Genomic DNA, 25078 nt, shown 5'->3' on the forward strand with positions numbered 1-25078 from the left:
ACACTATAAAATTAAATTATGAACCAAACAGAATTTAAAGCACGAGTTAAAACAATAATAAGAAAAGAAGAAAAATGGACCATGTTAACTGTTGGTCTAACAGGTGAAAAAAATAAAACAGCTACTTGTTTAGTTTTTTTTCCTTTTGATTTTAAAGACGGGTTAATCTATAAATGGAAGGGTGTTTTTGAAAGCTCTCCAAAAAATAATAATAAAATTTTTAAAGTTAGCGAAGTTTATATTGAAAACAAACTTGAAGAAGAAGACTATGTTGAATTATTTAGCTCTAAACTATTTCCTTCAATTACAAAGACAGATGCAAATAAAATTTTAAGCCATTTCAAAGATCCAATTAAAACAATCATTGATAATGAAAATGAATTTCGTTCTAAAATAAAACTTTCAGCTGATAAAACAGAAATAGTTATTCAAAAAGTTAAGGAACATTATAAACTTCAAGAAGTAATTGAGTTTTTTTCAATAAACAAGTTAAATCAAAATGTACTAGCGATTTATGCTAAAAAATATATGCAAGATAGTGAACTTATTACCAAAAAATTCAAAGAAGATAACTTTATTGATTTAGTAAAAGTCAATTATTTTCCATTTGATGACGCAATGAATATCTATTTGGCTTATAACAATAATAAGGTCGATAATATAGCATTGAGTTGATATGGTTGATTTAGTATAAAAAAATATCTTGAGGAATCGGGTCATAGTTATGTTAATCTCGAAAAAGCATTGGATCTTGCAAATACGGCAACTGGTAAAAATACTCAAGAAATTTTAAGTGCTTTTATTGAGTATGCAAAGAAAAATAAAGTATTGATCTTTAATGATAAAAAAATTTATACACCTGAAAGTTTTAGACACGAGCAAACTATAGCTGAAAGTATTAATCAAATAAACAATCAATCAATTCAAAAACAAAATGAAAAAGATGTTTCTCAATTTTTTGATTTTTATAACAAATCAAATAAATTTAGTTTAAATACCGAACAAAGAAAAGCAATTAAAAGTTTTTTGGATAATCCTGTTTCAATAATTAATGGTGGACCAGGAACTGGAAAATCAACTTTAATTGATGCAATAGTTAAATCGGCAGATGAATTATTGGGAATAAAAGATTATGCAATTTTATGTCCGACAGGTAGGGCAGCATCAAGAATTAGAGATATGTTTAGTTTAAATGCTAAAACTTTTCACAGTTACTTAGTTATTAACAATGAGGAAGCTGAATATGAAATATCTAATGCTGGTATAGATGCCGATCTACTAATCATTGATGAGGCTGTAATGGCATATGCGGCACTGTTCCAATATCTGCTTAACAAGTCAAAAGGGGTTAAAAGAATTGTCATACTTGGAGACGTAAACCAACTACCTTCAATTGGTATTGGTAATGTATTTAGTGATTTAATTGAATCTAATAAAATTGTTACAACTACATTAGTAGAAAATAATCGAGTTAAGGGTGCATCAATTGTTGAGCTAGCTAATAAAATCTCAAATTCAAGTGTTGAAATTAATGACTTAGTTGATACTGTAGATTTAAAATTTATATCAGATATTGACAATCAAAATTTTTATAAAATGTTAACAGCTGAATATTACAAAGGATTGCCTTCTGATTTACAAAAAAGTATTGAACATATTCAAGTTATTTCTCCTTTCTATGGAAAAGAAAAAGATCGAGGAATTAATGCCATTAACAAACATTTACAAGAAATAAATACATCAAAATCAGAAATAAAATCAAGATTCAAATTGAACGATAAAACAATGTTTACAAAAAATGATTATGAAATTGAATTATATAATGGAGACATTTCATATGTAATTGATATTGATAATATTGGGTCTTCTAAAAAACAAGTAGTTAAAATTAAATCTAAAGACAGAGAAATTGAAATTAAGGGTGAATCTCTGAAAGAACTGACACTTGCTTACGCTACAAGTGTGCACAAAGTTCAAGGTGGTGAATATAACAAAATAATATTTGTATTAGATCCAAGTAATTGAAATACAAGAAACAGAATTTCAAAAGAAACAATTTATACAGCCATTACTCGAGCAAAAAGTGAGTTGATTATTTTTGCAGATAAAAATGATTTTTTAAATGCTTGTTCAAAGAAAACAGAGAAACGTAATACAACGTTATCTAAATTAATAAAATAGTATAATTAATTAAAGGAGTTCTTATGATTATAAAAAATGCAAATATTGTCTTAGAAGATAAAATTATAAAAAATGGTTCCATTGAAATAGAAAATAGTTTAATTAAAAATATTTCTGAATCAGTATTAAATGGAGATGAGGTTATTGATGCAAACGGACAATTTGTTTTGCCGGGATTTATCGATATGCATGGACATGGTGGATATGGTATAGACCACAATGATTTTGAGTTAGATAAATTTGATAATTATAGAAAAAAAGTAACTAAAGAGGGTGTAACTTCTTATTTACATTCAACTGTAACAATGTCAAATGAGCAAATTAATAAGTCATTTCCAATTTTTAGTGAGTTTATGAAAAACCAAACTCCAAATGGTGCAACTTGTTATGGTATGTACATGGAAGGACCTTTTATTTCAAAAGAAAAAAAAGGAGCACATGAGCCTACTTTGCTACAAAATCCAGATCCAAAAGTATTTGATGCTTATAATAAGTTATCAGGTAATAATATTAAAGTAGTTGTATATGCTCCTGAAAACTCTGTTGGCAATTTTACTGAACACCTATCAAAACAAGGAGTAATTCCTTCAACCGGTCATACAACAGTTAATGCAATGCAATTTAAAGAGTTTATAAATAAAGGCTCAAATAATGTTACACACTTATTTAATGCTATGACAGGTGTTGACCATTATAATCCAGGATTAGTAGTTGGCGCTATGAACGACAAACGTGTTATGTGTGAGCTAATAACTGACGGAATTCATGTTCATCCAGAAACACTAAAAATGGCTTACAACAATATAGGTCCAAACCGTTTGATTATTATTACAGACTCAATGAATGCAAAAGGGTTACCTGATGGAGACTATTTCTTAGGTCCTTTAGCTGTTATTAAAAAGGGAATGAAAGTTACTTTAAGTGATGGAAAAACATTAGCTGCTGCTGGTGCTACCTATGATCACAACGTTAGAACGATGGCATCAGCAATTGGTTTAACTACAAATGATTTATCAATATTAATAAAAATGACTTCTATTAATGCTGCAAAACACTTAGGTATTTTTGACAAAACTGGAAGCATTACAATAGGGAAAAAGGCAGACTTAGTATTTGTTAATGACAAATTAGAAGTCCAAAAAACAATCGCAAATGGAAAAGTTGAATTTACAAAATAATAATCTGAATCCAAGACAATATATTTATACAAAATATGCCTTTTCAATTGGTTATTTTTTACTAATACTTGCAGTCTTCTTGTTTTATTTGGGACCTTTTTCAAAAGATTTAATTCCGGCTGAAAATATAATAATTACAGATATTGTTATACTATTAATTTCTGCATGTTTGTTTATATTTTTTTTCACATTAAGATTTTCACTACACAAAAAATCAAACTACAAACTAAATAATAAGGATAAAAAATGATATATTCTTACTGTTTCACTTGTTGTGTTATCTTTTTTAATTGTAATTATTTGATTATCAATTGTAAAAAGTGTAGACAAAGACAAATATTTAATTTGATGGATATTAAGTTTGGTATCAATTGCTTTAATGTCGTTTTCTGCTAGCGTATTTGAATACCTTGCAAGATTTAATGAATTTTCAATAGTCGCGACAAAATTTGAAGTCAAAGCAAGAGAAAATGATTTGGTTATTGCACAACAGTATTCAGCTGATACTGCAACTGCTGAAAATATATTTAACAGTGAAGAAGAAAATTTAAAAGATAGTGAGGATAAAAATGATTAGATTTGGAACAATTGGAACAAGCTGAATTACTGAAGAATTTCTTCAAGAAGCAGTAAAATCTAAAATTATTAAATTTACTTGTCTCTATACTAGGGATAAAAATAAAGGTAAATTGTTTGTAGAAAAGAACAAAATGTTTAAAACTACAGTAGTGACTAGCTTTCAAGATATGATAGAAAATATAGACGCAGTTTATATTGCTTCACCAAATGGTTTACATTATGAGCAGGCAAAATACTTTTTAGCCCAACAAAAACATGTTTTAGTTGAAAAACCAATTACATTTACTTATGAAGAGTCAATTGAGTTAGCTCAAATTGCAAAAATGAATAATGTTATTTTAATGGAAGCAATGAAAACAATTCATTTACCTCAATTTGGTGAGTTAATTGAATTTAATAACAAGCATAATGCATTTTGCGCAAACTTATCAATGAATCAATATTCAAGTAGAATGCCTGATGTTAAAAATGGTATCTATAAAGGACCATTTGACGAAATATTGGGTAAGGGATCAACTTATGATATGCTAATTTATCCTGTTGCTTTAGCAATTGCTTTATTTGGTGCAGCAGAAGAAGTTAAATCATTTGGACAAAAATTATTAAATAATACTAATGTAAACGATGCTGTAATCATAAAACACGAAAACGGAACGTTAACAAATATTATGTGTTCTAAATCTGCAACTGGAGTTATTGGTTCAGAAATACTTTCTGAAGATGCTACATTAAGCTTTGGGGCACTAACTATGCTTGAAGATATAAAAATATATAACAGATTAACAAATGAAAATAAAATACTGTTTAAAAAGAATGAAGAAAGTGGGTTTAAATATATACTTGATTTGTTTATAAAGATGATTCTAAATAATGATTTTAAACTTAGGGACAATATCTTATCTCTAAGTTGTGAGATAATTAGAGTACTAAATATGGTCGAAGATGACCAATAAAAGGAGTAAACTATGAATTTAAATAAATATATTGATCACACTTTGTTGGCTGCAAAGGCAACAGATAAAGAGATTATTGCTTTATGTGAAGAGGCAAAAAAATATGATTTTGCAACAGTTTGTGTTAATCCAGGTAGAATTGCTTTGGCAAAACAAGTTTTGAAAGATTCAAACGTAGGAATAACAACAGTAGTTGGATTTCCATTAGGAGCAACAACAAGTGAATCAAAAGCTTTTGAAGCTAAAGATGCGATTTCAAAAGGCGCTACTGAAATTGATATGGTTGCAAATATTGGAGAAATTAAATCAGGAAACTGGGATGTTGTTTTAAATGACATTAAAGCAGTTAAAACTGCAATTGGTAAAACTATTTTAAAGGTGATCTTTGAAACAGTTTTATTAACAAAAGAAGAAATAATCAAAACATGCGAGCTATGTGTTGAAGCTAAGGCTGAATTTGTCAAAACCTCAACTGGATTTTCAACAGGAGGAGCAACTTTTGAGGTTGTCAAACTGATGAAAGACACTGTAGGAACTCGTGCTTTAGTTAAAGCTGCAGGTGGAGTATCAAATAAAGATGATGCAATAAAAATGATTGAATTGGGTGCAAATAGAATTGGTACTAGCCGTGGCGTAATGATCATGGAAGGTAAAGATTCAAAATCAGGGTATTAAATTTAAAAAACAAATATATAATTAATTTTGTAAAGAGAGAAACAAAGATGACAAATAATGAAAAAATTGTTATTGAATTTGACGTTATAGCTGATAATTTCAAAATTGATGACACAATAGAATCAAATATGTTTACTGACATTTTGCTAGATGAAATTTCTCAAAATCCAGGTAATGTTTTGAGAATCCTAGAAATAAATATTAAAAAAGAAAATGTAAGTTTAGAACAATGTATAGTTGAACAAAATTTTATTGGTTCAAGAATATATGAAATTACAGATCAAGAAAGAAACATTCAAAGAAGAAGAGTTAATTTTATGAAAATTTACTCAACTGTATTACAATTGGCAAACAATGAAGCGCCAACAATCAAAAGAGCTGAAGTTGCAAAACAAATTGAACAAACTCCAATTGAAAATGTAGTTGATGGTGATAATGTTGTTTGAGATCTAAAACAAAAAAAAGTTACAAAAGAAGGTCGTCCGAGAATTGGAAAAATTGAGTTAACTGAAAAAGTTGCTTCAACTTTTGCATTACCAAAAACTCGCTCAAAAACATTTGTAACTTATATGTTTGAAGAAATTAGATTAGCTTTAATTCAAGGTGAAGGTGTTTGATTAGATGATTTTGCAAACTTCTTATTAGAAAAACGAGCAGCAAAAATTGGTATGAATCCTTTAACTGGTGAAAGAATTGAAATTCCTGAAACAACTGTTGTGAAGCTAAAAGCATCAACAAAATTGAAAGAAATATTAAATATAAAATAATTTACAAACAACTTTTATGAGTTGTTTTTTTAATGTCATTAAAATAATCTTTTTACTTTTTCAAAACACAAATGAAAAAATATAGATAGGGTTTAAATTGTTTATGGTATTATATATTTAACGTAAATTAAAAGGTCGGTGAAATTTAAATGGCAGGTATAGTAGTACGCGAAGGCGAAACTATTGAAAGAGCGTTAAAACGTTTTCAAAAAGCAGCAGCTGGTAACAAAGCTGAAGCTAGAAAAAGAGAATATTTCTTAAATAAAAAAGAAATGAGAATCTATGAACAAAAAATTAATAGAAAATTTAAATAAAAATTAGCAACTTAGTCAATAAGTTGTTTTTTTTATCTTTTTTCTCTAAAAAAAGTACACAAAATGGGGTTTAAATGAAAAAAATATTTTTTTTATATTACATTTGATATAATTAATTTATACATACAGGAGCAATTATGTACAATTCAAGAGATAAAAAAGATAAAAGAAAACCAATGGAAGGGTTAAACGGTGATGGAGTTGCCCCAAAAGCTAACGTTGGTAGAACACCAGATAGACCAAAAGTGTTAGAAGCAAATACAAGTAAACAAGATTTAATTATGCAATCAAGACAAATGGGTGCAGTTAAAAAAGGTGACGGTTCTAAAGATATGTTACCTGATGGAGTTAAACTTTCTGTAGAAAACAAAGAAAGAATAATGAATGAAATTAACCAAGGTGGTACAAATAATCCAATGGATTTACGTGAAAGATATTCAATCGACACAGATCCAGTTACAAGACGTGACGCAGCTATTTTAAAACAATTCAGATTGAAAAAATTTGGTATCACTTCAGAACTTAAACTTTCAAAAATAGAACAAAATACTTTAGGTATTGTTATTGATAAAAAAGAAATTGTTTACAGAGTTATGGAAAAAATAACAGACGTTGATGAAAAAGTTGTTAACAAAGTTTTAAACTTAATCTTTGCCGAAATTAAGTTAAGTTTAATATCAGGCAATGAGGTTCAAATTGCAGGATTTGGTAGTTTCACTTTAAATAAAATTAAAGCACACAAAGGAATTAATCCAAAAACTGGTGAGGAAATTGAAATACCAAATATTACACTTGTTAAATTTAAAGCAGCAAAACAATTGAAAGATTCAATTGAAAAGCAAGAAGCTATAGAAAAGAAAAAAGCTAAAAAATAACATTTAAAATACCTATTTGGGTATTTTTTTATTTGTTATTATATTTATATGAAAATTCAAATAATCGGAGCATCTGGCTCTGGGAAAACTACACTTGGAAAATATATTTCAAACCAATTAGGGATTAACTTTATTGATACTGATAAATATTATTGAAAGGATGCAAAAAATAATGTTCCAAACAGTATCAAAGAACGAGAACAAATTTTTTTAAAAGATTTATATATTGACAGAGATAACTGAGTAGTGTCTGGAAGTATTTTTTCTTGAAACAAAACGCACTTAATGGATAAAGACATAATTATATATTTATCTTTAAATGAGGATAAAAGAATTGAGCGATTAGTAAAACGTATAGAGAGAAATCCAAATTATGGAGAAAACGGTTTAGACTTTTTAATCTGAGCTAAAAACTACTTTAATGAAACAGATGTAACAAAAGGTGGAACACATCTTTGTCATATGGCCGAATTGGAAGTTATAAAATCTCAAACACAAGCAAAAATAATTTACTTAAATGGTGAAGACTCAGTTGAAGAAAATTTTAAAAAAATAAAACAATTTTAACTTTTAATGACGTTAATAACATGGAGGATAAACATGTATTACATAAAAGCAGACAAAATTGAAATCATTGACAATGAAATTTTCTTAGAACTAAACCAAATTGGGTATAAAGGTATTTGCTTTGATAAAGAGACAAAAAATAAAAAATTCTTTTTATATCAGTTAAAAAGTGATTATACAGATATAAATTATTTTTCAAATGACAAACAAATAATAGATTTAATTAGATATCTCCATAAATTATCCGGAATAGGAGAGACGATTGTTAAACAATTACTCTCTAGTTATAGTTACGAAGATCTAAAAGAGGATGTCAAAAAATACAACATAAATTCTTTTTTAGATAAAACACCATTAAAGCTTATGACAGTTGAACTATTAATTGATGAATTAAATAAATATTTTTTCAATATTAAGAAAACAACAAAGGACAAAAAAGTAATAGAAACTTTAAAAAAATTAGGATATCAGACAAATCAAATTTATACAGCCATTCAAAAAGTAGACAAAATAAATTCAATAGATGAATATATTAAAAATATAATTATAAATATCTCATTAAATGAAACTTAATAATATATTTAGACCCAAAAAGTTTGTAGACTTTATTGGTCAAAAGCAAATAATTAATAATTTACAAGTATTCATTGAATCTGCTAAAAAGCAATCCACAGCATTAGATCATGTTTTATTTTTTGGTACAACAGGTTGTGGCAAAACCAGTCTTTCATTTTTAATTGCAAATGAAATGGAGAAAAAAATAACTTTCATAAATGGCACAACTTTAAATAAGCCATCTGATTTAATTTCTCCTTTAACAACAATGAAAGAAAATGATATTTTATTTATTGACGAAATACATGCTGTTGATGTTTCAATATTGGAAGTACTTTATCCAGCGTTAGAAGACAATGTAATTAATGTTATGGTTGGTAAAGAGTACAATTCTAAAGTGATAACAATAAAAATACCCAAATTTACTTTAATAGCTTCTACAACAGAAATTCATAAAATCCCGCCACCTTTGTTAAATAGATTTCCAATACAATTTTATTTAAAAGAATATACAACAGAAGAAATGGAACAAATAATTAAACTAGCTTCTAAAAAAATTAAAATTGATTTAAATGATGAATGTGCAAAATTATTATCTACTCACTGTAAAAATAATCCTAGAATAGCCATCAATTTAATAAAACGAGTAAACGACTATTACATTTTGGAAAACAAAAATCTAACTGTGAAAAACATTACAGAGATACTTAAAAAAATTGGTATTGTAGAATTTGGCCTAAATCAAATTGACATTGACTATTTACACAGTTTAAAAAACGGCAAACCGCAAGGCGTCGAATCAATATTTCAAATAACTGGAATACCAGTAAGAACATTAATTGTCAACGTAGAACCTATCTTAATAAAGCTCGGTTTAATTACAAAAACAACAAAAGGCAGAACAATTACTGAAAAAGGGGTTAATTTATTGTCAAAATTATAATATTATTTCTATATGTTACGAAAAGCTATAAATCAACATCAGTTTATGGATGTTGACATCACATCAATTAATCAAGAACTTACAAATATTAAATTTCCAGCCTTAATATTGGATTGTGAGTTTTTAAATGTATCTCACAAACCAAAAAACAATGAATTTGAAGATACATTAGATATCAAAAGAAATGAGGACAAGGTATTTTTACTACAATTTTCAATTATAAGAAATTTTAAGGATCTAATTTACAGAAACAACCAAACTGCAATAAAGCATATGGACATTTTAAGAAACTATAAAGAAAAAAAATACGATTTTGAAAAAGCACATAAGTCTTTAGTAAATAGTTTTTTAAATGTTTGCAAGCGTAAGAATATTAGGACAATTATTTGTGCTGATACTAGTGCTGAGAAAAAACTAATTACTTCATGGTTATTGAAAGATGTTAGTCCAAAGATTTCACAAGGTCTTGCTTTTTTTAATAAAGATAAATCAATTAATATGTTTGATATTTACAAATTATTAAAATTAGCCAAATTTAATAATTTGAAAAAAGATGGTTCAATTTTTGATGCAACGACAAAAGATAAAATGATTGACCTACAGTCATCAAAAAAAATAATGAACTATTATGGTAAGACAGATAAACTAAAACCTGAAACGTCTAGTATTTATGAAATATGTATAAATGCGTATAAATACTATTCAATAGACCATGGTAATATTAATGTAGACGAGTTTGTTGAATTGGGTAAATATTTAAAAGAGGCAAGGGATCATTGCTATAACGATGTATTCATGGTAGCTGAAATATTGAAGTTTTTCAAACAACTACTTATAGAGAACCAAGGGCAAAATGGCAAAAAATAAAAAAAATTCTATATTCTTAAACTACTTTAAACCATCATTATATGTTGAAAATGTTTCTAAAATAAATATTGCCTCATTAAAAAGTAGTGGAATAAAACTTATAATTTGTGATTTAGATAATACATTAATTTCTTTATCTGAAAGAATGCCTTCTAAAGAAGCATTGGAATTTATTAAATCAGTAAAGTTATCTGAGATTGAATTTGTATTATTTTCAAACAATATTAGAAGTAGGGTGGAAAACTTTGCAAAAAAAGCTGAAGTTGAGCATTATTTTTGAGATTGTAAAAAACCATTAATTTCTAAAATGACATACATTCATAAAAAATTTAATCTAAATAAGGATGAAATAATTATGATTGGTGATCAGGTAATTACAGATATATTATTTGCCAATAGAAGTTATATTAAATCAATATTAGTAACTCCATTAAAACGTTCTGCAGAGGGTAATAAAATTACTAACTGAGTTGAGAATATTATTTTAAAAAATCTTGAGCAAAAGAACATTTTACACGAAGGTTTTTATACAGAAGGTGAGCTAGGTGAAAAATATGAAATACTATAACTCTTGCTTGGGATGTGGAGTGTCACTACAAACTACTAATGAAAATAAAAATGGTTATATACTAAATGAAAACAATAAGTATTGTCTTTCTTGCTTCAAACTAAAAAACTATGGTCAGTACACGCAAAAAATAATCGATACAAATGAGATTAATAAAATTATTGATTCAGTTATTGAAAATGCTAGTAATTCAAGAATCTATTATCTAATTGATTTATTCAATCTACATACAAGTATAAATTTTGAAATATTGGAAAAATTAAATAAAAACAATGTTGAAACAGTTTTTATAATAAATAAGGTAGATTTATTTAGAGACATATCAAATCTAGAAAAAATAACAGATTTTTTTGTAGAATACATCAAAAATTTGGGTTTTAAAGAGCCAATGTTTTTAATTATGAATAATAGTTCTAAAAAGCTTATTGCAGAACTAATATTGGTAATTCAAGAATGTAATAAGAACCAATATTTTATAGGAGTTTCTAATAGCGGTAAATCAACTATGATAAATTCAATGTTAAAAGAGTTATACAATAATAATCAGATTGTTGAATCTTATATTCCAAATACAACAGAAAAGATAATTCCATTATCAATTGAAAACAAGGAAGTATTTGACACTCCTGGTTTTTCAAGAGATTTTTCAATTTTAAAAAATATTGATCCATCTTTTTTACGTGAATTTAATCCTGAAAAAAGAATTAAACAATTTACATTTCAACTTAATGATGGTCATTCAATTGTACTAGATACATTATTTGGAATTTCAGTTGAATCTACTGTTAAGGTAAATATTCATATATATGTTTCTAAAAAAACTAATCTTCATAGAACAAAGACAGTTAATCTTGAGAACTATATTTTAAAAAATATAGTTAATTATGATTATTTAAGTAAATTTGAAAGAAGTGAAATGAGTTATAAAAAATATAAAATTAAAGCAAATAATGATTTTGTAATATACATTGCCGACATAGGTTGAATTGTTGCAAAATCAAATGAACAATTCAATTTATCTTTATCTTCAATATATTTAAACTATATCAATATCACAAGTCACTACCAAGATAATGACTTTATTTGATATAATCATATTAAAGATTAACGAGAGGTAAGCATATGGTTCTTGCTATAAAAATTAGTAATGAAAAAGCTAGAATTGGAATGGTTGATTCAAGTGGAAAATTATCCTCTATTTTTGAGGTTAAAATTGAAAAGAGAAAGTTTTGACAAAATATCTATGATGCTGTTACTGATAAGTTTGAATGAATGGGTTTAACAATTGAAGATGATATCCAAAAAGTTTCAATAGTTGTATCTGGATTCGTTGATCATGAAAGAGGTATTGTTAGAAATTCAGCAAATATGAACTGGATTAATTATGATCTTAAATCAGAAGGTGAAGATTTATTTAAAAAACCAGTTGTTGTAATAAATGACGCTAATGCAATGGCATTATCAGAATTTTGAATAGGTGAGGGTAAACAATATTCAAATATTTTATTTTACTACGTTGGAGTTGGTATCGGAGGCGCATTGGTTTTGGATGGAAAACTTTATGCAGGTAAAAACGGATATGCAGGTGAGTTTGGTCATGGTGGTACTAATTGACAAGATAAATATAGATGCGAATGTGGTCTTCCAAATTGTGTAGAAGCACTTTCTTCTAAAAAAGGAATAATTAAATTATTTAATGAGTCTATGGAATCTGAAAACTCAGTAATTAAAAAATATTTTGAAGGTCCAATTACTGAAATTTCAGAGATAAAAAAAGCCTACTTTGATTCTAATGCACCAATCGAGATTTATGATTTACTTTCAAAATCATTAAATGCCATAGCCAGACATATGTCGACTATGATAATGGCATTGGATCCAGAAGTTATTATTATTGGAGGTCCAGTTGCAGAACTTGGACAAATAATCATTAAGATTCTTGAAAGAACAATAGCGAAACATGTGTTACAAAATTTTACTGACTCATTAAAAATGGTATTTTCAACAATTCCAGCAGATAATGTTTTAATAGGAGCTGGTTTATATGCATTAAAATTAGTTGACACATCAATGGGTGGTAAAGTCTAATGGAAATGGATTCAGCTAAAATAGCAAGAATAAATGAACTTGCAAAGATAAAAAAAGAAAAGGGTTTAACTGTTGAAGAATCTAAAGAGCAAAAAGAATTGAGGCAAGAATTTATTGAAAATTTTAAAGCAGGATTTGAACAACAACTGAAAAGTATTAAAGTAGTTAAGACTAATGACAAAAAATAATCAAATCAATGAGAATTTATTTAAAGTATAATTATTATTAGGAGAATTAAAATATGATGGCATGGTGAGGGGTATTATTAATAGCAATATTAATGGTTATATTCGGTGGTATTGTTGGATTCTTCATTACAAGAAGTATTTTTAAAAAGCAATTAAGAGATAATCCGCCAATTAACGAACAACAAATTAGGGCAATGTACCAAAGTATGGGTAGAAAACCTTCTGAAACTGATATAAAAAGAACAATGAGTGCTTTCAAAAGAAATGCAGGTAAATAAAAAAACACGAATTCGTGTTTTTTTATTTACCTTCTGGATCAATATCTTTTTTTTCTTTAATCTTCTGTCTTCAATTCAAAAATGATGGCTCAGTTCCTAAAAATAGTCGTTTTATATTATCTTTGTGTTTTATAATTACTATTAAACCAGTAATACAAAATATTGTATTATTTATTATAAATATGTCAAAGTTTTCTGAACCTAAACTTACCTTTAATGAATTAAATACATTAAACAAAGCAACATTTGTATTGTTTAGCTGATGTAACTCATCTGCATTAAAACTATAAGCCTTTTGGGCGTCTAACATACTTAAAGCAGGTATTCATGTAAGTATACCCAAAGCAATAATCGCAACAAAGCCAGAAACACTAATTTTATTAACAATAAATAACGTCAACCATCATATTGCCATAAACAATAACGAAAACATTCAGTTATAAACAAATAGTAAGGCGCTAATTGAACTAACCCCTTTACCACCTTTAAATTTATTAAAAACAGGATATATATGACCTATAAAACAAAATGTTGCAGGTATAAAGATAAAAGTATCTCTGAAAAAGTCATTTGGAATTGCACATAATGCTAGTGCAATAAAAGCAGTAACTATTATTTTTAAATAATCTAATAAGAACACTGCAAATCCTCATGCCTTACCAATAACTCTAGATGCATTAGTTGCCCCCAAATTTCCTGAACCAACTTTACTTAAATCTTGTTTAGCGATTATTCTAACTAACAATTTACCAAATAGAATACTACCTAATAAATAACCAATTATTGACGCTATTATCGTTCCTAATATCATATTTACCTCATTTATATATTAGTATTATATAATGAAATAGTATAATAAAAAATATATACATTTGAGGATTAAATTATGCATGATGAAATAATGAAAATGACAGATGATGAAGCAAAAAATGCAATAGAAGTCATTGATAGTAATTTGAAAATTTTACTCAAAGAAGAACTAAGATTAGAAAAGAAAAAAAGAAAGGGACTAAGATGATGATTCTTGTTGCCACTTTTTGGTTTTATTATTTATATGCAATTAGTTTCTAAAAGAGGAACTGACCCAAAATATAGTGAACCACTAACAAAAATTAAATCCGACATAATGGCTCATGAATTTAAAAAAATGATGTTGAGAAAAAAACTAGGAGAACTAGACAATGAAAAAAATTAATGTAACTCAATTCAGTCCACTAACAAAAATAATGCTTTGAAGAGAAGAATCAGTGATTGCAGTTGGTGATTGATTTAACTGATCAGATCAGGAAGATTCATTAGTTAAACAATTAATTAAAACTGCAAAATCAAAGAAAAAAAAGTCAGTTATTTTTGTTCCCATCATTAGTGAAGACATGACAGGTTTTTTAGTTGATCAAAACTTAATTCAAAAGGCAAGTAAGTATAAAGTTGATGAAATATTTTTTTATTTTTTGCATCAAGTAATAAGATTAGATTCAAAATCTATTGCTGATAATTTAAATAGTTTTTTGAAAATTAATAATATTATTATGACTAAAAATTTTCAGTTAGAGCATGTTTTTAATGAACAATGATTATCAGAATTTCAACCAAATAAATTTACATTTGTAAATACACCTAGTGGCGAAAATTACATTAAGAAAGTAAATGACTCTTTATCTAAATCAGATTTTAAAAGATTTAAAAAGCTAACTAAAGTTGAGTTTTTGATTTCAGGAAGGGTTGCCAAAGGTTCACAAAGAGCGCGAACTCTTGGCTATCCAACTGCAAACTTAAAGTATTCTAATAAGTTACCTTTAAAATATGGAGTATATGGAGCAGAAGTTTATGTTTCACATACAGACGAAACTTTTAACGGTTATGCATTTTACAATTCAATAAATGATGGAGAATCATTTGTTTTTGAAACTCACTTAGAAAATTTCAACAGAGAAATTTATGAATGAAAAATTATTGTAAAACCAACAATTTTTGTAAGAAATAGTATTCCATATACAACTGATGATGAAATGAAAAGATTAATAAAAGAAGATGTGAAATTTATTAAAAATTTCATAAAAGGTGAATAATGTCAAAAATTTATTTAGGTTCACATGTATCAATGAACAAGGCAAATAATTATTTAATGGGTAGCTTAAAGGAATCTATTAATTACAAAGCAAATACTTTTATGATATTTACCGGTCCGCCTCAAAACGCATTTAAAGCAAACCCTGAAGACTTGGATATTCCACAATTTAGGGAACTTTGTAAAGTAAATAATTTTGAGTTAGAGAAATTAGTTATTCATGCAGGGTATTTAATAAACATGGCAAACACAGTTAAAGAAGTAACTTTTAATTACTCAATTGATTTAATGGTTAAAGAGATTAAAGCAGCTGAAGCGATCGGAATAACAAATGTTGTTTTGCATCCTGGAGCTAGTGTTGGAGCTGATAAAAATTTTGCAATTAGTCAATTTGTTAAGGGACTAGATATTGTTTTAGACCGAACAAAGGGATCAAAAGTTAGAATTTCACTTGAAACAATGAGTGGTAAGGGAACAGAAATTTGCACAAGATTTGAAGACTTTAAATTTATATTTGAAAACTTAAAGGATAACAGCCGTGTTGGGGTTTGTTTTGATACATGTCACATGAATGATGCTGGATATGATTTGGTTGGAAAATATGAAGAAGTTATAAAAGAATTTGATTTATTAGTTGGTTTAGATAAACTATGATGTATTCATTTAAACGATTCTAAAAATCCATTGGGATCAAAAAAAGATAGACACCAAAATATTGGTTATGGTTTTATTGGATTTGATACCTTACATAAAATAACTCACGACAAACGATTTTTAGACATTCCAATAATATTGGAAACCCCTTGAGTTAATGAAAAAAAGAAAGCACCGTATAAAGAAGAAATTGAAATGCTATATAGTGGTGAGTTTACTAAAGTATTTAGTATAATATAAATGATATTTGGAGAGAACATGAAAAAATTACTAACAATACTTGCAATATCAACAATTACAATTGGACCATCTGTTACTTTAGTTTCTTGTTTTAATGATACAAAACCTAAGTTTTTTTATTTTGACGAAAAGGACCCAATTGGTTCAATTAATAATGCAGTTGAAAATAGAACATTAAAATTATCAGCTGGTGATTTTGGTTATTATGACAACGGTGAATTTCAAACATTTGTAGACGAAAATACATCTCCAATAGTTTATGAAATTTCAAATTCATTTACTAAAGTTGAAGATATTCAGGCTTCTAGAAAATGATTAACTAATCATTTGCCTGATTTATCAACAGAGAAAATTACTCCTGGAGAAGTTTTTTCTGTTAAATTTGTTGATGACTCCGAAGAAAAAAAAGAAACGTTTGTTAAATTCGATGTACAACAAGGTTACTCTTTTAATTGGTTAAAAAATTCAGACAAAAAAGAAACATTTTTTTTAGGGAGCACAAATACTGATTTTTCATCAGAAAATAATAAAGATTCAATTAAAGTTCTAACATATTTATCAAATGCTTTTAATAAATACAAGGGCGATAACTCCGAATCAGGTAAAGTTTTAAAAGAAAGCGCAGCAATGCAAATTTATTCTTCTTTGATACTCCAAACAATTTCAAAAGTTAAAAATCAGTCAGAATCAGGTTGAAAATTGTTCAACCAATTAAACTCATCAAATGTAATTTTCAATGAATCAACTGATAAAGAAAAAATGAGATTTTTTACAAAAGGTAACCCTTCGAGTATTGCCGATTTTATTACTCTTGTTACAGAAGAAATACCTGGAAATAAAATAAAAGTTGTTGAATTTATTGGAAATTTATTGGAAAAATTGGAACAAGATCAAGGCAAAAATGGAGTTATTATATATACTAATTTTTTTGATTTTAAACTTGATGAAGAAAATGGATGGTACAAATTTAAAGTTACAAAAGAATAAGATCTAAAAAAAATTAATAAGGATATCGAAGATTATGAAAAACAGAAGAGAAACTCGTGATAAATTTATACAAATAATCTATCGATTTTTTTTATTGTCAAAAACACAGATTGAATCAATCCAAGAAGTATTAGACGGATTTCAAGTCAGTCTTGATGAAAATGAAAGTAAAATTTTAATTTCTTTAATTGAAAATATTTATTCTTATATAGAAAAAATTAAACCAAAGTTAGATTTAAAATGGTCATGAGAAAGAATTTCGCCAATTCATAAGTCAATACTTATTTGTGGTGTTCATGAAATAATAGAAATTAAAAATATTAAAGCTGTTGTAATAGATGCTTCTTTAGACTTATCTAGAGTTTATGCTCCATCAATTGATCCAAAATTTTTAAACCCAATATTAGATTCATTTTAAATTTTTGTGACGTTAAAAATAGTGGGAGGAAATTAGAATGATAGAACAAAATGTAATAACAGTTACTGAATTTGGAAATAGTTTGAAAAGTTTTATTGATGACTCTTTTATTTTTAAAAGTTTAAAAATAAAAGGTGAAATTTCAAACTTAGTAATTAAAGCAAATTCACACATTTATTTTTCGCTTAAAGACCCCGGCGGAAAGATTGACTGTGCCATTTGAAAATCAAATGTTTCAAAACATGTTTTACAAACTTTGAAAGAAGGTTCAGAAATAATAGCAAACGGCTCTTTATCATATTATCCTCCATTTAATAAATTAACGTTTACAGTGAATAATGTTATTTATGAAGGCTCTGGAACATTAGATAAGTTATATGAAGAAAGATACCAAGAATATCAAGCAAAAGGTTACTTTGATTCTAAATATAAAAAACCCATTCCACAAGTTCCAACATCTATTGGAGTTATAACATCTGAAACTGGGGCAGCAATACAAGACATACTATCTACAATAAAAAAACGTTTTCCAATTGCAAATATATATTTATTTCCAGTTCTAGTTCAAGGAGATGATGCTAAACAAGATATTGCAAAAAAAATAGTTGAAGCAAATAATTCCAAAATTAAAGTTGACGTATTGTTAGTTGGCCGTGGTGGGGGAAGTTATGAAGACTTATGATCATTTAATGAAGTTGAAGTTATTGAAGCAATTCATAATTCTAAAATTCCAATAATATCTTGTGTTGGTCATGAATCAGATATAACATTGGCAGATTATGTTGCTGATTTACGAGTTTCAACTCCTACAATGGCAGCAGTTTCTGCTTCTATAGATATGAATGCAATGTTTGATTTTCTTAATTCATTAATAGAAAGGTCATCTAATGGTCTTATACATAAACTTAATGAATATAAAATTAAATTAAATAACATCAAAGAAACTACATCTAGTGCCTTAATTACTAAATTAAATAACATTAAGCAGCAATTTTGAGCAATTAGTCGTGAGGTAGAGTTATTGAGCCCATATGGGCCTTTAAATAAAGGGTTTGCACTTATAATGGATGCTTATAGTAATAAAACAATAAAAACTGTGGATCAACTTAAAAAATTAAAAGAAATCAAAATAAAAATGAGCGACGGCGAAGTTTCAATAAAAATTGAGGAGGTAAAATAATATGGATAAATTAAATTTAAAAATCGAAAAAATTAAGGATTTAATTAAGCTAATCGAAAATCCAAAAATAGAATTAAACGATTCAATAAATCACTATAAGGAAGTTGAAAAACTAATTAGTGAAGTTTCATTAGAACTCCAAACAATTGAAGGCGAAGTAAAGAAAGTTGTCAACGGTGAAAAAGTTGAATTTTACAAAGAAGTCTAATAGTGAAAAGATAATTTTTTTGATTGATTTTGATGCTTTTTTTGCAAGTTGCCACATTATTGAAAATCCATCATACAAAAATAAACCGCTTGCAGTAGCATATAGTGAAAAGTACTCGATTATTACTGCTGCTAGTTACTCTGCACGAAAATTTGGTGTGAAGGCAGGTTTATCAGCTTTTAAAGCAATTGAAATATGTCCTGAATTATTATTAGTAAAGCCAAATTATAGTTTATATTCAAAAGCTTCAAAAGCTGTATTTAAATTTTTTTATGAAAACTATTCAAAAAGAATTGAATTAGCCTCTATTGATGAGTGCTATATGGACGTTACAAATGAATATAAAAAATATGGATCAGTCAGTAAGATGGCTCAGCATATATTAAATAGTGTTCAAGAGAATTTTAATATAACTTGTTCAATTGGAATTAGCACTAATAAAATACTTGCCAAAGTTGCTTGCGATAGAAATAAGCCAAATGGATATTTTAGAATATTACCTTTTGAAATTGAAAATAAATTGTGACCTTTACATGTGGGCAAAATGTTTGGTGTAGGGACTAAGACTGCTTTGCTTCTAGAAAAAAATAACATAAATACAATAGGGGATTTAGCAAAAGTTGACAAAAACTTTTTAATAGATATTTTAAATAAACCCGGTTTGATTTTATGAAATAGAGCAAACGGTATGGACACTGATGTTTTGGATATTAATTTTTCAGGTTTGAAAAGCCTTGGATCTGAAGTTACATTTAATCAACCTACACAAAATTTGGGAGAAATTGAACAATTCATTTATGATATGTCTTTTGCAGTCAGAGAACGTCTATTGCAAAGAAACTTAGGAGCTAAAACAATAACTGTTGTTTTGAGATATCAAGAAGCTAAATTAACTAAAAAACGAGTCTCAATGCAGCAAACACTTGATAAACCAATTCACACACTAGAAGATATATTTGCAGTATCAAAAAATAATTTTTATAAGCTATGAGATGGGTCTTTGGTTAGATTAGTAGGTGTTCGTGCTTCAAATACTGCAAAAGAATATAATGTAAAACATCAGTTAGATTTAAATAAATTAGATTTAAAGTTTAGTTCAGTTGAAAAAATTGTTGATGGAATTAATGAAAAATTACATCAAGATAAGTTATTAACTGGAGCAAATCTAAAAATTAAGCTTGAAGAGGAAGAAAAAGTTTCAAAATTCCAGAAGGGAGAGTTTAACGACAACAAAAGGAGAAGTTAATGAATATAAATATTGATGAAATAATTACAGAATTAACTTCTGTACATTATCAATTAAATAAAATTTTGTTTAAATCTTCATTGAAACAATTAAAAATAGGGGTTGAAACATCAAAACATCGAAGAATTAATGCCTATGCTTATTTTGAACCATATGGTGGATGATTGGATGGTGGATCACAAATAACTATACTTACTAAAAGATTAGATGGAAATTATATAAATATAATTTCTACACTTGTTCATGAAATGTCTCATCAATATAATTTTGAAAATAATATTAAAGATACTGAACCTTCAAATGGTAGACATAATAAAAATTTTAAAATTACAGCGAAAAATTTGGGATTACTTAATGTTGAAAATAATATAAGTAAAAACGGTGGGGGATGTTCTACTTCTCCAAGCGATGAATTAATTTTTATAATAAAAAATAAATTAGATTTTAATAAGGCAGCCTTAAAAATTATTCATGAAGATTCTATTACGATTGAAAAGGTTAAACAAAAAAATTATAAATACGTATGTGAGTGTGGAAAAATTATTAGATCAAAATCAAAATTGAATATTAATTGTAACGAATGTAATACTGTGTTTAGTTTAAAAAATGTATAGTTAACTATACACTTTTTTTATTTTGTGATTATCTTTTATTATCTTATTATTTATATTTACTATAAAATATTATTAATATATATCACTTATTAAGGAGTTTTATGGCTGGTTTTTCACCTAGATTTTGTACAATTCATTTAAAGATCCATGTATGTCCTGATACTGGTGTTACAACTAAATTAAAGGCCCAAGAAGATGCTATTAGTTATAAGATACGTCGTTTGCATGGTAACCAAACTGAGGATGATAAAGTTATAGAACAAGAAAAACAAAAACGTGGAATGAAAGAAGGGACTATATCTGCCCTACTCGCAAAAGCAAAAGCAACAAATGCTAAACAGCGTGAAGAGACTGGAATTAACGATGATGATATGGAACATGGACCTTTGGTTTCTGAAGAAAATATTTCAGACAGAATGGCTCGCTTGAGAAGTAAAGCTTTAGGTGAATCTACTCCAGAACCAAAAAATGCAGTTGCTGACGATATTAAAGATACTCCTGTCACAATGGCTGTAAGAAAAAATTCAAAACCTACTCCTACTACTATAACTGAAGAAGAATTTTCTAAACCTAAACCTAAACCTGTTTTAAAAGATAAAGTGGAAGAAGACGAAAACCAAGAAGATATCCATGAAGCAGTTTATTCAACAGCTGAAGTTTCTCAAATGATCACAGATGCAGTTGAATTAGCCTTATCTAAATATATAAAGGCGACAACCAAAGCACCACAAACTAAGAAAAGTACAACAGCAAAAAAAACTACTAGTGTTAAAAAAAGTACAACAACCAAAGCACCACAAACTAAGAAAAGTACAACAGCAAAAAAACCTACAAATAAAAAATAATCCGCAAGGATTATTTTTCATTTTCTAATATTTCTAATTGCTTTGAGTAAGAAATTTTTGTAGCAGTTACTATTAATTTTGAAGCCTTATCTATTACAAAATATATTTCATTAATATTTGACTGAATATACAAATCTTTTTTTGTTTCTCAACTATAAGTTGATCTTGAAATTATTTCATTTACTTTTCCACGCAATTCCAGATCACTTACATTTAAATTTAAACGTTGTTTAATTCTGTAATAACTATGTGTCGATAGGTTATATTCGTTTTTTTGATAAAAGGACATTATTTGTTATCTCTGTTTTTTTTCTTTTCTCAAACAGCCATTTCTTCATCACTTTCAAACAATGATGGATCAATGTCATATGATTGACCTTGCATTTGAGCCATCGCTTTTTTTTGAACTTCAATAATGAATAATCTATATTTTTCCCTATCAAGTTTTGGATTTATAAGGATAATTGCAACATACATTGCAAGGAAAATGAAAGCAAATACAATTGTAATTATAGAAAGAACTTTCAATGTCAATAAATCCATTTGCTCACCTATTGCAGAAACAAATGTCTCAAATTGAGTTTTATTTTCATCTAAATAACTCGATTTAATGATTCATTTTAAGAAGTCCTTTACAATTACATCTGTATTAGATTCTTTAAATCCAAGTTGATAAATCATTGAAGTTATTCCACCGCTTTGATTAAAGAAAACAGGCATTATAAATATAAAGATTACAAACCCAAAAAGAAACAATGTTCCCCCATTTACATGATATTGATCTTTATAAAGTTTTGGTTGTTTCAGCATAGGATATACCGAAGAAAAAAGAATTAAAATCATAAAAATATTCATCATTATTGAAAAAGTATTAACTCCAGTACTTAGACTAGGGTCCTTAGAAATCAATGTATACGGAGATAAAATTCAATTCCCTTTTAAGAAGTCAACATATTTTTGTTTCATTGTATCATCAGCACCAAGAATTATGTGTTTAGGCTCCAGATTATCAAAAATTCCTCTGTAACTATCATCTGAAGAAATTTTAATTTGTTCAGCTCCAAGTATTGCGTAAATAACTATAAACAAGATTCCAATAATTAAAATTGAAGCTGCAAAAGCAAATTTAATTCATCTCATTTCTTTTGGTTTAGTTTTAAATGGATAAAATCTTTCACTATTCATTGGGTTTTGAAATAGCTGCCCCATATTTGATTGACCACCAAAAATATTTTGTGTGCCTTGCTGATTTGCACCAACATTATTTACCTTTATGTTTTCTGCAGATCCTGCATTAATTTGGATAGTTGCTTCATCTTGAATTGTTGTATTATTACTTGCAGTAGCTTCATTTTCTTTGTAGTTTTTTACAAAACTAACAAAATCCCCTTCTTTAATGTCAATGCCACTATCCAAAATTATGTCTTTTGAAATACCATATGTATTTGAAATAAAATTAGAAAAGAAAATTATTTCTTCCTCAATTTTATCAACATTTAAATTTGAAATACTAAACGCAACTTTTTCATTAATTAGTTTAACCAAAGCACGTCCAACAGAATTACCAAATTGTATACCCTTTAAATTTACTGAATTCTTCTTTTCTAAAAACATTAGTCCATTAATTGTCTGCAATACACTGTCTTTGAATTTTACATCATTTAAAATTTTTGTAAGCATATCGTCATTGGAAAAAACAGCATAGTTTAAGTTGACTAATTGTTTATATAATTTTTCGTTCATTTTATCCCCCGAAATTTATCATCTTCAATAACGAGATGGCTGGAATTATTTCTCCATCATAGTTACCAGATAAAATATTGTTTTGTATTTTAAACAACAACTTTATTTTATCATTTAACAACTCGAAATTTTTGTTTTTCAAACTGACTATAGAACTTACTCTATAAGGGTTCATTTCCAAAGACTTTGCAATTTCTGCATTGTCGATTTTAAGGCTCTTCAAGTACATCACATTACGTGTTGCAACTAGACTTGACGATAATAATGCTACAATTGACATCAAACTTCCTTCATTCCCTATAAAATTATTGAATATTGATATTCATTTTTCTTTATCATTCGAAACCAGTGCATTAGATATTTCAAACATATTATTTTCACGGTCTTTTATACATAATTCATCAATATTTTTTTTATTAAAATCTATTTTACCAACAATGAATTTGTTTAATTCATTGTTCAACATAATAGCATTCTCACCAATATATTCAACAAAGTAATTTAGATCATCATTAGTAAATTTCATGCTATTTTTTGTCAGTTTTAAATTTATTTGGTTAATAAGTTCATTTCTCTTTGGCTTATCAATTTCAAGCTTTCTAGAATTATCCAACAAATATTTAGTTAATTTATTTGAACTAAATTTATCTCCTTCAGTTGAAATAATAAATTCTACAGATTGATTTTTAAATAAATCTATCCATCTATTAAAGTCTATATCTGTTTTTTTAGTTGAAGTCAAAATTGTGACGTTCTTTATAACTATTATTTTTTTATCAGAAAATAATGAAAATGTGTTTGCTGATTCTTCAATATCATCTATAGTTGAATCCTCATAGTCAAAATAATAGACCTCACTATCTGAGCTTTCCATCTTCTTTACTAACTGTTGGATTTGTTTTTTGCTAATTGATTCATTATAACTTCTAATTAAAAACATATAAGGTCCTTTGTAAATATTTTACATTTTTTTTGAATTGTTATAGTTTTATATTAATCTATAAGATATAATTATTTTTGAAACATATTCCAGGGAGAACACATGGCAAATATTAAATCAAACGAAAAAAGAATTATTACTAACGAGAAATCGCGCGTTGAAAATAAGCACTTTAGATCACAAGTTAAAACAGCAATTAAAAAAGCTTTAGTAGCTAAATCAGAAAAAGCAACTACAGCTACTGACTTAGTAAATGCTGCAGTTAGTTTGGTGGACAAGGCTGTTTCAAAAGGTATTTGAAAAGCAAACAAAGCTGCTAGAGAAAAATCTAGATTAATGTCAAAATAGTTTAAGAACTA

Annotated in this window: 32 protein-coding genes; 28 read left to right on the top strand and 4 right to left on the bottom strand. The window is 27.2% G+C overall.

Annotated elements, in window-relative coordinates:
• Positions 1-18 precede the first annotated feature (18 nt).
• The 17 genes from STIUS_RS01860 (at position 19) to STIUS_RS01940 (ending at position 13576) form a co-directional block, all read left to right on the top strand.
• Entirely contained in the window at positions 19-2181 is a 2163-nt protein-coding gene (locus tag STIUS_RS01860; protein ID WP_162649643.1) for an ATP-dependent RecD-like DNA helicase, read from the top strand.
• A gap of 23 nt (positions 2182-2204) precedes the next feature.
• Positions 2205-3359, top strand: a complete 1155-nt coding sequence (gene nagA, locus STIUS_RS01865; protein WP_162649645.1) for an N-acetylglucosamine-6-phosphate deacetylase — start codon at positions 2205-2207, stop codon at positions 3357-3359.
• A complete protein-coding gene (locus STIUS_RS01870) occupies positions 3343-3936 on the top strand; it encodes a hypothetical protein (protein WP_162649647.1) in 594 nt (197 codons plus the stop codon). The genes nagA and STIUS_RS01870 overlap by 17 nt, the downstream gene beginning before the upstream one ends.
• Positions 3929-4891, top strand: coding sequence for a Gfo/Idh/MocA family protein (locus STIUS_RS01875; RefSeq protein ID WP_162649649.1), 963 nt, complete (start codon positions 3929-3931; stop codon positions 4889-4891). The genes STIUS_RS01870 and STIUS_RS01875 overlap by 8 nt, the downstream gene beginning before the upstream one ends.
• Before the next feature lie 12 nt (positions 4892-4903).
• Positions 4904-5566 carry a deoxyribose-phosphate aldolase gene (deoC, locus tag STIUS_RS01880; RefSeq protein WP_162649651.1) on the top strand — a complete coding sequence of 221 codons (663 nt, stop codon included), beginning with the start codon at positions 4904-4906 and terminating at the stop codon, positions 5564-5566.
• A 47-nt stretch (positions 5567-5613) separates the two neighbouring features.
• On the top strand, positions 5614-6333 hold the full coding sequence (locus tag STIUS_RS01885) for an HU family DNA-binding protein (protein ID WP_162649652.1): 720 nt from the start codon (positions 5614-5616) through the stop codon (positions 6331-6333).
• Between the two features lie 149 nt (positions 6334-6482).
• Positions 6483-6647, top strand: a complete 165-nt coding sequence (gene rpsU / locus STIUS_RS01890) for a 30S ribosomal protein S21 (RefSeq protein ID WP_162649654.1) — start codon at positions 6483-6485, stop codon at positions 6645-6647.
• 137 nt (positions 6648-6784) lie between these two features.
• Positions 6785-7522, top strand: a complete 738-nt coding sequence (locus STIUS_RS01895; protein ID WP_162649656.1) for an HU family DNA-binding protein — start codon at positions 6785-6787, stop codon at positions 7520-7522.
• Positions 7523-7570: 48 nt separating this feature from the next.
• Positions 7571-8089, top strand: a complete 519-nt coding sequence (locus tag STIUS_RS01900; RefSeq protein WP_162649658.1) for a shikimate kinase — start codon at positions 7571-7573, stop codon at positions 8087-8089.
• A gap of 33 nt (positions 8090-8122) precedes the next feature.
• Positions 8123-8662 carry a hypothetical protein gene (locus STIUS_RS01905; RefSeq protein WP_162649660.1) on the top strand — a complete coding sequence of 180 codons (540 nt, stop codon included), beginning with the start codon at positions 8123-8125 and terminating at the stop codon, positions 8660-8662.
• Complete coding sequence (gene ruvB, locus STIUS_RS01910) at positions 8652-9587, top strand: Holliday junction branch migration DNA helicase RuvB (protein WP_162649662.1); 936 nt, start codon at positions 8652-8654, stop codon at positions 9585-9587. The genes STIUS_RS01905 and ruvB overlap by 11 nt, the downstream gene beginning before the upstream one ends.
• Before the next feature lie 12 nt (positions 9588-9599).
• Positions 9600-10454: a hypothetical protein gene (locus STIUS_RS01915; RefSeq protein WP_162649664.1), complete on the top strand. Its 855-nt coding sequence runs from the start codon at positions 9600-9602 to the stop codon at positions 10452-10454.
• Positions 10441-11022, top strand: coding sequence for a YqeG family HAD IIIA-type phosphatase (locus STIUS_RS01920; protein ID WP_162649666.1), 582 nt, complete (start codon positions 10441-10443; stop codon positions 11020-11022). The genes STIUS_RS01915 and STIUS_RS01920 overlap by 14 nt, the downstream gene beginning before the upstream one ends.
• Complete coding sequence (locus STIUS_RS01925) at positions 11009-12130, top strand: GTPase (protein ID WP_162649668.1); 1122 nt, start codon at positions 11009-11011, stop codon at positions 12128-12130. The genes STIUS_RS01920 and STIUS_RS01925 overlap by 14 nt, the downstream gene beginning before the upstream one ends.
• A 14-nt stretch (positions 12131-12144) precedes the next feature.
• Positions 12145-13110 carry an ROK family protein gene (locus STIUS_RS01930; protein ID WP_162649669.1) on the top strand — a complete coding sequence of 322 codons (966 nt, stop codon included), beginning with the start codon at positions 12145-12147 and terminating at the stop codon, positions 13108-13110.
• Positions 13110-13298: a DUF896 domain-containing protein gene (locus STIUS_RS01935; protein WP_162649671.1), complete on the top strand. Its 189-nt coding sequence runs from the start codon at positions 13110-13112 to the stop codon at positions 13296-13298. Before STIUS_RS01930 ends, STIUS_RS01935 begins: the two co-directional genes overlap by 1 nt.
• A gap of 56 nt (positions 13299-13354) precedes the next feature.
• Entirely contained in the window at positions 13355-13576 is a 222-nt protein-coding gene (locus tag STIUS_RS01940) for a YneF family protein (protein ID WP_162650044.1), read from the top strand.
• 22 nt (positions 13577-13598) lie between these two features.
• Here STIUS_RS01940 and STIUS_RS01945 read toward each other — a convergent pair whose 3' ends face one another.
• Positions 13599-14387, bottom strand: a complete 789-nt coding sequence (locus STIUS_RS01945; RefSeq protein WP_162649673.1) for a glycerol-3-phosphate acyltransferase — start codon at positions 14385-14387, stop codon at positions 13599-13601.
• A 90-nt stretch (positions 14388-14477) separates the two neighbouring features.
• Here STIUS_RS01945 and STIUS_RS01950 point away from each other — a divergent pair, with 90 nt between their 5' ends.
• The 10 genes from STIUS_RS01950 (at position 14478) to STIUS_RS01995 (ending at position 22036) form a co-directional block, all read left to right on the top strand.
• Positions 14478-14771, top strand: a complete 294-nt coding sequence (locus STIUS_RS01950; RefSeq protein WP_162649675.1) for a hypothetical protein — start codon at positions 14478-14480, stop codon at positions 14769-14771.
• A complete protein-coding gene (locus STIUS_RS01955) occupies positions 14758-15645 on the top strand; it encodes a riboflavin kinase (RefSeq protein ID WP_162649677.1) in 888 nt (295 codons plus the stop codon). The genes STIUS_RS01950 and STIUS_RS01955 overlap by 14 nt, the downstream gene beginning before the upstream one ends.
• Positions 15645-16538 carry a deoxyribonuclease IV gene (locus tag STIUS_RS01960; RefSeq protein ID WP_162649679.1) on the top strand — a complete coding sequence of 298 codons (894 nt, stop codon included), beginning with the start codon at positions 15645-15647 and terminating at the stop codon, positions 16536-16538. The genes STIUS_RS01955 and STIUS_RS01960 overlap by 1 nt, the downstream gene beginning before the upstream one ends.
• Before the next feature lie 18 nt (positions 16539-16556).
• Positions 16557-17525 (top strand): hypothetical protein, encoded by a 969-nt coding sequence (locus tag STIUS_RS01965; RefSeq protein ID WP_162649681.1) that lies wholly within the window; start codon positions 16557-16559, stop codon positions 17523-17525.
• A 34-nt stretch (positions 17526-17559) separates the two neighbouring features.
• Positions 17560-17943, top strand: coding sequence for a transcription antitermination factor NusB (locus STIUS_RS01970; RefSeq protein ID WP_162649682.1), 384 nt, complete (start codon positions 17560-17562; stop codon positions 17941-17943).
• 37 nt (positions 17944-17980) lie between these two features.
• Entirely contained in the window at positions 17981-19123 is a 1143-nt protein-coding gene (gene xseA, locus STIUS_RS01975; RefSeq protein WP_162649684.1) for an exodeoxyribonuclease VII large subunit, read from the top strand.
• 1 nt (position 19124) lies between these two features.
• Positions 19125-19331 (top strand): exodeoxyribonuclease VII small subunit, encoded by a 207-nt coding sequence (locus STIUS_RS01980; protein WP_162649686.1) that lies wholly within the window; start codon positions 19125-19127, stop codon positions 19329-19331.
• Positions 19309-20577 carry a DNA polymerase IV gene (gene dinB / locus STIUS_RS01985; RefSeq protein ID WP_162649694.1) on the top strand — a complete coding sequence of 423 codons (1269 nt, stop codon included), beginning with the start codon at positions 19309-19311 and terminating at the stop codon, positions 20575-20577. The genes STIUS_RS01980 and dinB overlap by 23 nt, the downstream gene beginning before the upstream one ends.
• Positions 20577-21191 carry a SprT-like domain-containing protein gene (locus STIUS_RS01990; RefSeq protein ID WP_162649696.1) on the top strand — a complete coding sequence of 205 codons (615 nt, stop codon included), beginning with the start codon at positions 20577-20579 and terminating at the stop codon, positions 21189-21191. Before dinB ends, STIUS_RS01990 begins: the two co-directional genes overlap by 1 nt.
• A 101-nt stretch (positions 21192-21292) precedes the next feature.
• Positions 21293-22036 (top strand): hypothetical protein, encoded by a 744-nt coding sequence (locus STIUS_RS01995; RefSeq protein WP_162649697.1) that lies wholly within the window; start codon positions 21293-21295, stop codon positions 22034-22036.
• A gap of 10 nt (positions 22037-22046) precedes the next feature.
• Here the strand turns inward: STIUS_RS01995 and STIUS_RS02000 are convergent, their stop codons facing one another.
• From STIUS_RS02000 to holA, 3 genes are read right to left on the bottom strand one after another with little or no spacing between them, the layout of a single operon-like run.
• Positions 22047-22325, bottom strand: a complete 279-nt coding sequence (locus tag STIUS_RS02000) for a hypothetical protein (protein ID WP_162649699.1) — start codon at positions 22323-22325, stop codon at positions 22047-22049.
• Positions 22325-23779 carry a hypothetical protein gene (locus STIUS_RS02005; RefSeq protein ID WP_162649700.1) on the bottom strand — a complete coding sequence of 485 codons (1455 nt, stop codon included), beginning with the start codon at positions 23777-23779 and terminating at the stop codon, positions 22325-22327. The genes STIUS_RS02000 and STIUS_RS02005 overlap by 1 nt, the downstream gene beginning before the upstream one ends.
• A gap of 1 nt (position 23780) precedes the next feature.
• Positions 23781-24719 (bottom strand): DNA polymerase III subunit delta, encoded by a 939-nt coding sequence (gene holA, locus STIUS_RS02010; RefSeq protein ID WP_162649702.1) that lies wholly within the window; start codon positions 24717-24719, stop codon positions 23781-23783.
• 102 nt (positions 24720-24821) lie between these two features.
• Here holA and rpsT point away from each other — a divergent pair, with 102 nt between their 5' ends.
• Positions 24822-25067 carry a 30S ribosomal protein S20 gene (gene rpsT, locus STIUS_RS02015; RefSeq protein WP_162649704.1) on the top strand — a complete coding sequence of 82 codons (246 nt, stop codon included), beginning with the start codon at positions 24822-24824 and terminating at the stop codon, positions 25065-25067.
• The last annotated feature ends 11 nt before the right edge of the window (positions 25068-25078 follow it).

It is taken from the genome of Spiroplasma sp. TIUS-1 (assembly GCF_010365785.1).
In the GTDB taxonomy this organism is placed as follows: domain Bacteria; phylum Bacillota_I; class Bacilli_A; order Mycoplasmatales; family Mycoplasmataceae; genus TIUS-1.